Below are 7,964 nucleotides of genomic sequence, written 5' to 3' on the forward strand. Positions count from 1 at the left end.
CTTCAAGGACAGTGCGGCTTACTAAAAGCAAAAAAAGGACAGCTGATGCCTCACCGCGACCTCCTTCCCATTCCGCTCTTGTTGCTGAGCCTGTTTCCGTTGGCGGTGCATGCCGATGAGCTTGACACCCTTCAGTTCAAGGCCGGGCAATCCGTCACGCACGACAGCAATGTCTTCCGGTTGTCCGATACAGCGAATGCCCAGGCATTGATAGGAACCACGGACCGCGCGGACACAGTTTCGGTGACGACAGCAGGTTTTAAGATAAACAAGCCTTTCGGGCTTCAGAGATTTGAGCTCGACGCTGGGGTCGAAGACCATCATTACAGCCGCTTTTCCAATCTTGATTTCACCGCGGTGAATTACGCCGCYGCCTGGCGCTGGAGTTTTACGCCGGCCTTGCATGGCAACCTGACCTCCGACCGGCGGGAATTTGTCGACAACACGGCCGACGTCCAGAACTCAGGTCAACTCAATCGCCGGACCAACCGCTCGACCGTGTTTGATGCGGAATACGAGCTCGATGGTGCGTGGCGGCTGGTTGGCGGACTTTTCGAACGCACCAGCACCAGCAGCCAGCCCTTCACCTTTGAAGGCGACTCRCGAATTCGGGGAGCCGAGGGCGGCGTACGCTATGTCTTCCCCTCGAACACTTCCATGGCTTATCGCTATAAGCGGGGCAACGGTGACTATCCGGGCCGGGTGCCGTCGCCAACGTTTGCGGGGAGCTTTACGGATACTGAGCATGAGGTTCGGCTGGACTGGGCGCCGACCGGAAAAACCACCCTGCGGGCGCGCTTGTCCCACCTCGACCGCGAGCACGATGGATTGGCTGCGCGGGATTTTTCGGGTTTTACCGGCCAGCTTGATGCGACCTGGAACATCACGGCAAAGACAAGCCTTGCCGGAGGCCTGGTGCGGGAACTGGGCAGCTATCAGACTTCTACAGCCAGCTATTACGAAGGCTATCGCTTCTTTATCGCGCCGACCTGGAAGCCCAGCGAGAAGACGGCCGTTCACCTGCGCTATGACCACGGCGCACGCGACTTCCGGGGGCCTTTGCCGGGCTTTGCCGCAACGGACCGCCACGACACCAGCAATCTGGTTTCCCTGGCACTTGAGTGGCAGGCGCTGCGTGCCCTCAAATTGATAGCTTCAGTGCAGCGCGACAGGCGCAAATCCACTGAGCCGGGTTTTGACTACACCAGCAATGCCTTTGGTCTTTCAGCACAAGCGAGCTTTTGATGGAATCCTTCAACCAACCCCGCTTTCAGGCGCCGGCGTGGCCCCAGCCTGCGGCGTCCTTTACAGACATTTTGCTTTCCGAAAAGGCGACAACAAGATGAAATTCATGATTCGTAACTTTCCTCCGGTCTTATTGGCCTTGCTTCTGGCGATGACGGTTCCCGCGTTCGCCCAGCCGGCCGCATCAAGTCAGTCTGCTGCAGTGACAGCTCCGGTTGCGCCCGTTGCACCGGCTGCTGCCGGTGCTGCGGCTGTGCCGACCAACCAGGACTATCGCCTGGGCGCCGGCGATTCCATTGGCGTGCAGGTGTACCAGAGTCCGGATCTCTCGGTCGACGCACGGGTATCTGAAAGYGGCGTGATCAGCTATCCCCTGATTGGCAGCGTTCAGCTGGGTGGCCTGACGATTGGAGAGGCCGAGAAGAAAATTGCAGATGCCTTGCGCACCGGCGGTTTCGTTAAGGTACCGCAGGTCAACATCGTCCTGCGGCAGGTACGGGGCAATCAGGTCGCCGTGCTGGGGCAGGTAAGCCGCCCGGGCCGTTTCCCCCTGGAAACATTCAACACCCGTGTCAGCGACATGCTGGCTGCTGCCGGCGGTGTGACCCCTACGGGTGACGATGTACTGATCCTGACCGGCCAGCGTGAGGGTAAGCCGTTTCGGAAAGTGATTGATATTCCGGCACTCTTTCTGAACGAGAAATCAGATGAAGACATTGTGCTGGCGGGCGGAGACACGCTGTATGTCAACAAGGCGCCGATGTTTTATATCTACGGCGAGGCACAGCGCCCCGGACCGTACCGCATCGAGCGGGGCATGACCGTGATGCAGGCGCTTGCCCAGGGCGGCGGACCCACGGTGCGCGGCAGTGAAAACCGGCTGCGCCTGCATCGCCGCGACGCGGCGGGGAAGGTCGTGGAAACAACCCCCCGGCTCACCGACCCCGTTCGCGCCGAGGATGTGATCTATGTTCGTGAAAGCCTCTTTTAAATCATGACACTCCATCAATTCCTGCTGATCCTGCGGGCCCGTTATCGGGTTGTTGTGCTCGTCATGCTGGTGGCCATATTGGCCGCGCTGGCCGTTAGCCTCGCGCTTCCCCGCAAGTACACCGCCCAGGCCGCCGTACTGGTTGACGTGCGTTCACCTGATCCGGTTGCCGGCGGCGCGGCCTTGCCCGGCCTGGTCGCACCCAGCTACATGGCGACACAGGTGGACATCATCGGCGGTGACCGTGTGGCCCAGCGCGTGGTGAAAATGCTCAAGCTGGATGAAGATCCGCGCACCAAAGCCCGTTGGCTTGAGGCCACCGATGGACGCGGGTCGCTGGAGAGCTGGCTGGCTGAGTCCCTGCAGAAGGGACTGGATGTACGGCCCGCGCGCGAAAGCAACGTGATCAACATCACCTACAAGGGCAGCGATCCGGATGTCGCCGCCACTACGGCCAATACTTTTGCCCAGGCCTATCTCGATACCAATCTGTCGCTAAAGACGGAACCTGCCAAGATCTACGCCGAATGGTTTGATGATCAGACCAAGGCATCTCGCGCGAAACTTGAGGAGGCTCAGGCGCGCCTGTCGGAGTACCAGCAGAAGGCCGGTATTGTCAGCAGTGACGAGCGTGTGGACTACGAGACTGCGAAGCTGGGGGAAATTTCTTCCCAGCTCACGACTGTGCAGGGCGAGACTACCGACAGCCAGAGCAAACGCAGCTCCCGCGGAGATACCGTCGCTGAAGTCATGCAGAGTCCCCTGATCAATGGCCTGAAGGCCGATCTTTCGCGGCTGGAGGCCAAGGTACAGGAAATCAGTGTGCGCCTCGGGGCTAATCACCCTGAGCGGCAACGCGCTGAATCCGAACTGGCCGCTGTGAAAAGCCGGCTGGCAACCGAAACTGCGCGCATCACAGCATCCATCGAAACAACCTACCGCGTGGGCAAAGACCGGGAGCGTGAACTGCAGGCCGCGGTGGGTGCACAGAAAGCGCGTGTCCTCGAACTGAACAAGCAGCGGGACGAGCTCAATGTATATCGCCGCGATGTCGAGTCGGCCCAGCGCGCTTTTGAGGCTGTCAGCCAGAGTGCATCGCAGACACGCCTTCAGAGCCTGAGCAACCAGACCAATGTTGTGCGGCTGAACATGGCAACGCCTCCTGTCAACCCTTCGAGCCCGAAACTGCTGGTGAATCTGCTGGTCGCTGCTTTTGGCGGGACGTTGCTCGGCATTGCATGCGGATTGTTGCTGGAACTGGCCAACCGCCGCGTGCGCTCTGCCGAAGACCTTGTGCAGATATTGGGCCTGCCTGTGTTGGCAAGCATTTCTTCGGATGGAGGAAGCGGCAGGCTTCCCGGTTCGCGCCGCCTGATGCTAGGCAATGGAGGGACAGCATGAATAGAAACAACGCTCCGACGATCCGATCGGTTCCCCTGACAGTTCCCAGCAAACCGGCCACGGGTGCCGGCCGCTCCATGGGGACAATCCTGGTGGATGCAGGTCGGCTGTCGCCTCCGGATGCCGAACGTATCCTCCATTTTCAACGGGACCGTGGCTTGCGCTTTGGCGATTCCGGCAAGGCCCTGGGCCTGCTGAGTGACGACGATGTGCGTTTTGCCCTCTCGGTCCAGTTTGACTATCCCTACCTTGCCAATGAAACCAAGCTCAGCCGGGAGCTGGTGGCGGCGTACCAGCCGGGCAGCCAGCCGGTTGAACAGTTGCGTGCGCTGCGCAGCCAGTTGATGTTGCGCTGGTTTGACACCGGGGCCGAGCGCCGGGGGTTGGCGATTGTCAGCGCCGGCGCGAAAGAAGGGCGCAGCTATATCGCGGCTAACCTGGCCATCGTGTTTTCACAGCTCGGGGAGCGTACTTTGCTGGTCGACGCGGATATGCGGACGCCACGGCAGCACCAGCTTTTTAACCTTGGGGCGACTGCGGGCCTGTCTGACATGCTCGCTGGCCGCGCCGGGCCGGAAGCGGTCATCAGCATACCGGCCCTGCAGGATCTGTCGGTACTGCCTGCGGGGGTCATTCCGCCTAATCCGCAGGAGCTGCTTGGGCGGCAGGAATTTTCCAAACTGCTGCAATCATTGGGCGAGGACTTTGACGTCATCATCATCGACACCCCGCCTGCCAGCGAATGTGCCGATGCGCACACGGTGGCCGTCCGCGCAGGGGCTGCTCTGGTTGTGGCGAGGCAGAACATGAGTTCCATGCCGCAAATGACCCGTTTCACCCACAGTCTGCGGGAGTTCGGCGTGGCTTTGGTGGGCTCCGTGCTTAACGATGCCTGAAGAAGCGGCCAGCCCCCAGCCGATAGGCTGCCTCATGCGCGGCGGCTCCCAGAAGCCCGCCTGCGGCGTCCGCTGCCAGGTCAGACCAGCTGGCTGTCCGGCCCGGCAGGAAAGCCTGATGCAACTCATCCATGGCACCTACCATGACGGCGCTGGCTACGCAGCAAAGGGCCATGCGCCAGCCGCGCGTTCCGCTTGCAATACCGGCAGCCGCGCCCACCATGCCAAAGACGAGCAGATGTGCCAGTTTGTCCCAAGGCGCAGGGAACAGCCCAACGGCAACGGGCTGCGCGCCAAGAATGTAAAGCGCTGCGGCCGTCAGGACGACGGTGATGCCCGCCAGGATGCGAAGGGTGCGCAAGGGGTTGCCCGGGGTTACGGTGTTCAACATGACCATGATTTTGTCATGCCGGAGGATGGATGGGTGAGGCCATGCTGAGTTCTTCCTTTGACAGCCCTGCTGACTGGCGCCAGCGCTGGTCGCTACTGGTGGAAAAGATTGAGCGGGTGCAAAGCCCTGTCGACAGCCAGGCACTGCTGGCGTCCCTTAGCCACCCTGCAAGGCCGCAGGTACTGGCTTTCGCCAATGCGCATGCGATGAATTCCATGGTGGCGTCGGTTCCTTTTTTTGAGGCAATGCATTCGGCCGACCTGGTGCTCAGGGACGGCTCCGGCATGGCAACGCTGTTTAAATTGCTGCGGATGCAGCCCGGCCTCAATCTCAATGGGACGGACTTCATTCCGCAACTGATCCGGGCGTTTGACGGCCGCCGCATTGCGTTGTTTGGTACACGTGATCCCTATCTGGCCAAGGGCCGGCTGCGTGTCCAGCAGGAACTGGCTCCCCACAGCCAGCTTATTGCAGCCGATGGCTTCCTGGATGCTGAGGCATACGCCCTGCTGGCAGTTCAGCACCAACCGGCGCTGATCGTGCTCGGCATGGGAATGCCCCGGCAGGAGGAAGTGGCGGCCAGACTGCGTGCCTTGCTGGACTTTCCCTGCCTGATCGTTTGCGGCGGAGCCATCATTGACTTTCTGGGTGGAAAGACACCGCGAGCGCCGCTGTGGATGCAGAGGGCCGGTCTGGAGTGGTTGTTTCGCCTGGCGCTGGAGCCGCGCCGGTTGTTTCAGCGCTACGTGATAGGCAATCCGCTATTTTTAACGCGGGCCTTGCGCCTGGCCTCGCTGAACCGACGCTGATCCGGCATTCACTGCGAGCGATTGACGTTGCGGCCGCGAGTGCTGGCTTTCTTCGTCTACGGCTACCGGCGCGTAGCGGTTGTCTACATCCGGTGTGCAGTGGGTTTTAACAATCTGCCCGGGGTTTCCCATCACCACGCTGTAGGGGGGGACGTTCTCAAAGACATACGCTCCGCCGGCAATCCTGCTGCCTTTCCCCACAGTCACGCCGCCCACTACAATCGCGTGCGGCCCGATCCACACATCGTCTTCAATCACCGGGTAAACGGTGTTCCGCCGGCCTTCACTGTCAATGTAATCCCGCTGCCCGATCGTTACGCCATGAAACAGCGTGACGTTGCTGCCGATACGTGCGTTCGCGTTGACGACGATGCCGCGGCCATGGGTGAGTGCAAGTCCGGGCGCAATGGTGGTTCGCCAGGGTATTTCGATCCCCGCCAGCTGGCTTGTCAGTCGGTACAGCAGCTGTGCAGGAACCATCGCGAACCAGCGCCATGCAGGCGGCAGTTGCTGGGCTGCCTGGCAAAGACGCAAGGTGACCACCACGCGAAATGCCGGATCCAGAAGGGCGCCTTTCAATGCCAGATGCCCGTCGGATCGTCCAAATTTCCGGTGAATATCGGCTTTCAGGGAAGGCATACTATTTTTTCCATGGTTTGGCCGCTGGTTGATGCCCCGGTACGGAACCACCGGGCCGAGTCATGCACACCGGTACGATAAGGTGTCCACGCCAATCCCAATTGTTCCGTTGCTGCCTGCGAGTCGAGTTGAATGTGCTGGGACCACAAACGGAGCAATCCCGGTGGCAACGCATCGGGAAGCCGCCGGCCGGTGATGCCAAGAAATTTCAAGGCCTGCTCAGCTGCCTTGAGTGGTGGGCCACCTACCCAGGAGTCCACGCTCAGCTGGCGCCGGCCGATGCGTTTCACCGGCGTTGCCCTGATATCGAGAGCCAGGTCAACAAAGTAGTCGTTCCAGCGAGGACTGTCCGGCGCAGCCAGATTGAAAGCCGGCAACTCGCCTGGAGCCACCGGCAGCTGCAGCGCAACCAGCAGAGCCTGGCAAACGTCGTCCACGTGGACAAGATTGGACCAACCATCGCCAGCGATGCCAAGGTCGCCAAGACGCCCGGACTGAAGCCATCGGCCGATGCGTCCGACCCAGAGTTCACTGCCAGGGCCAAAAACACAGCCTGGCCGCAGCATCACGGCTGCACCGCCGCGACGGGTAAATTCCTCCAGACTGGTTTCCGCTTCGCACTTGGCACGGCCGTACCAACCCAGRCTGGGATCACGTGGCGCACCCTCACGGATAAGGCCTTCTGCAGGGCCATAAACCGACATGGTGCTCAAATGAACAATGCGCGGACAGTTTGCCTTGAGCGCGGCGTCGACCAGGACGTGCATGCCTTCAGAAATCGACGCTGCATCGCCCGCCACGCAGTTAACAACCGCGTCGAAGTTTTTTAGTGCCACCGCAAGTTGCCCAGCGTCTCGGGTATCTAGTTCCAGCCATTCGGCCCGCAACTTTTCCGTGCCGTTCGAAAGATTCTTCTGTCTGGACGCTCCCGTGGGGATCGCCCACGAAGTGCCGTGCAGCATTTCCAGCAGGCGCCTGCCGATGTGGCCTGACCCTCCCAATACCAGTACCTTCATGCGGCCTCCTTCAACTGGATCGGTGTCCGCTCTGCACGCAAGCGATGCGACAGCGTGTCGCCCAGCCGGAGCGACATGGCAATCAGGGTCAAAGTCGGATTGGCTTGGCTTGACGTAGGGAAAACGGCGCTTCCGGCTACAAACAGGTTGTGCACCGAGTGAACCTGGCAGTCGGCATTGACCACGCTGGTGCGCACGTCATCGCCCATGCGTGCGGTGCCGATGTGGTGTCCCCCGTAGGCGCCGAAGCGCACGAGGTCGTCCTCAAGGGTCTGGCGGTTGTAGTCGAAGTGGGCCTTTCCGCTGCGCGCGAATTCTTCAGCCATCACGTCCAGGGTTTTGCGGACGGAGTCGATGTCCGCCTGGCTGTAGCGCCAATCCACCTTCAGGCGAGGCATGCCCAGCGCATCGACAGTGCCGGCAAGTGTGACCCGGCTGTGGGCTTGGGGTATTTGCTCACCATGAACTTCAAGGCTGAAGCGGTTGGTGCGGTTGCGCAGAATCACTGACGGGAATTTGCGTTCAGCGAAGGAGCGCCTGGCCAGCCAATGGGCCAGGAAAGCCGTGGTGTCCAGA

Annotated in this window: 9 protein-coding genes; 5 read left to right on the forward strand and 4 right to left on the reverse strand. The window is 60.9% G+C overall.

Annotated elements, in window-relative coordinates; translation table 11 throughout:
- From epsL to epsG, 4 genes are all read left to right on the forward strand, one after another.
- Positions 1 to 1,245: XrtB/PEP-CTERM-associated polysaccharide biosynthesis outer membrane protein EpsL (gene epsL / locus AC1D1P_RS09300; RefSeq protein ID WP_477672767.1), on the forward strand; the 1,245-nt coding region annotated here is incomplete at its 5' end.
- Entirely contained in the window at positions 1,211 to 2,236 is a 1,026-nt protein-coding gene (epsE, locus tag AC1D1P_RS09305; RefSeq protein ID WP_477672768.1) for a polysaccharide export protein EpsE, read from the forward strand. The genes epsL and epsE, both read left to right, overlap by 35 nt.
- 3 nt (positions 2,237 to 2,239) lie before the next feature.
- The gene (epsF, locus tag AC1D1P_RS09310) at positions 2,240 to 3,637 is read left to right on the forward strand and encodes a chain length determinant protein EpsF (RefSeq protein WP_477667871.1); all 1,398 of its coding nucleotides are present in this window, start codon (positions 2,240 to 2,242) and stop codon (positions 3,635 to 3,637) included.
- Entirely contained in the window at positions 3,634 to 4,533 is a 900-nt protein-coding gene (gene epsG / locus AC1D1P_RS09315; RefSeq protein WP_477646209.1) for a chain length determinant protein tyrosine kinase EpsG, read from the forward strand. The genes epsF and epsG overlap by 4 nt, the downstream gene beginning before the upstream one ends.
- Here the strand turns inward: epsG and AC1D1P_RS09320 are convergent.
- Positions 4,520 to 4,924: a VanZ family protein gene (locus AC1D1P_RS09320; protein WP_477667870.1), complete on the reverse strand. Its 405-nt coding sequence runs from the start codon at positions 4,922 to 4,924 to the stop codon at positions 4,520 to 4,522. The genes epsG and AC1D1P_RS09320 overlap by 14 nt on opposite strands.
- Before the next feature lie 41 nt (positions 4,925 to 4,965).
- On the opposite strand from AC1D1P_RS09320, the gene AC1D1P_RS09325 reads away from it, so the two are divergent.
- Positions 4,966 to 5,733 carry a WecB/TagA/CpsF family glycosyltransferase gene (locus tag AC1D1P_RS09325; protein WP_477667869.1) on the forward strand — a complete coding sequence of 256 codons (768 nt, stop codon included), beginning with the start codon at positions 4,966 to 4,968 and terminating at the stop codon, positions 5,731 to 5,733.
- Here the strand turns inward: AC1D1P_RS09325 and AC1D1P_RS09330 are convergent.
- From AC1D1P_RS09330 to AC1D1P_RS09340, 3 genes are all read right to left on the reverse strand, one after another.
- Positions 5,692 to 6,372 (reverse strand): serine O-acetyltransferase, encoded by a 681-nt coding sequence (locus AC1D1P_RS09330; RefSeq protein WP_477672769.1) that lies wholly within the window; start codon positions 6,370 to 6,372, stop codon positions 5,692 to 5,694. The genes AC1D1P_RS09325 and AC1D1P_RS09330 overlap by 42 nt on opposite strands.
- Positions 6,360 to 7,388, reverse strand: a complete 1,029-nt coding sequence (locus tag AC1D1P_RS09335) for an NAD-dependent epimerase/dehydratase family protein (protein ID WP_477667867.1) — start codon at positions 7,386 to 7,388, stop codon at positions 6,360 to 6,362. Before AC1D1P_RS09335 ends, AC1D1P_RS09330 begins: the two co-directional genes overlap by 13 nt.
- The coding region (locus tag AC1D1P_RS09340) for a GMC family oxidoreductase (RefSeq protein WP_477672770.1) at positions 7,385 to 7,964 on the reverse strand (580 nt) is incomplete at its 5' end. The genes AC1D1P_RS09335 and AC1D1P_RS09340, both read right to left, overlap by 4 nt.

The organism is Polaromonas sp. P1_E1_2 (genome assembly GCF_056406035.1).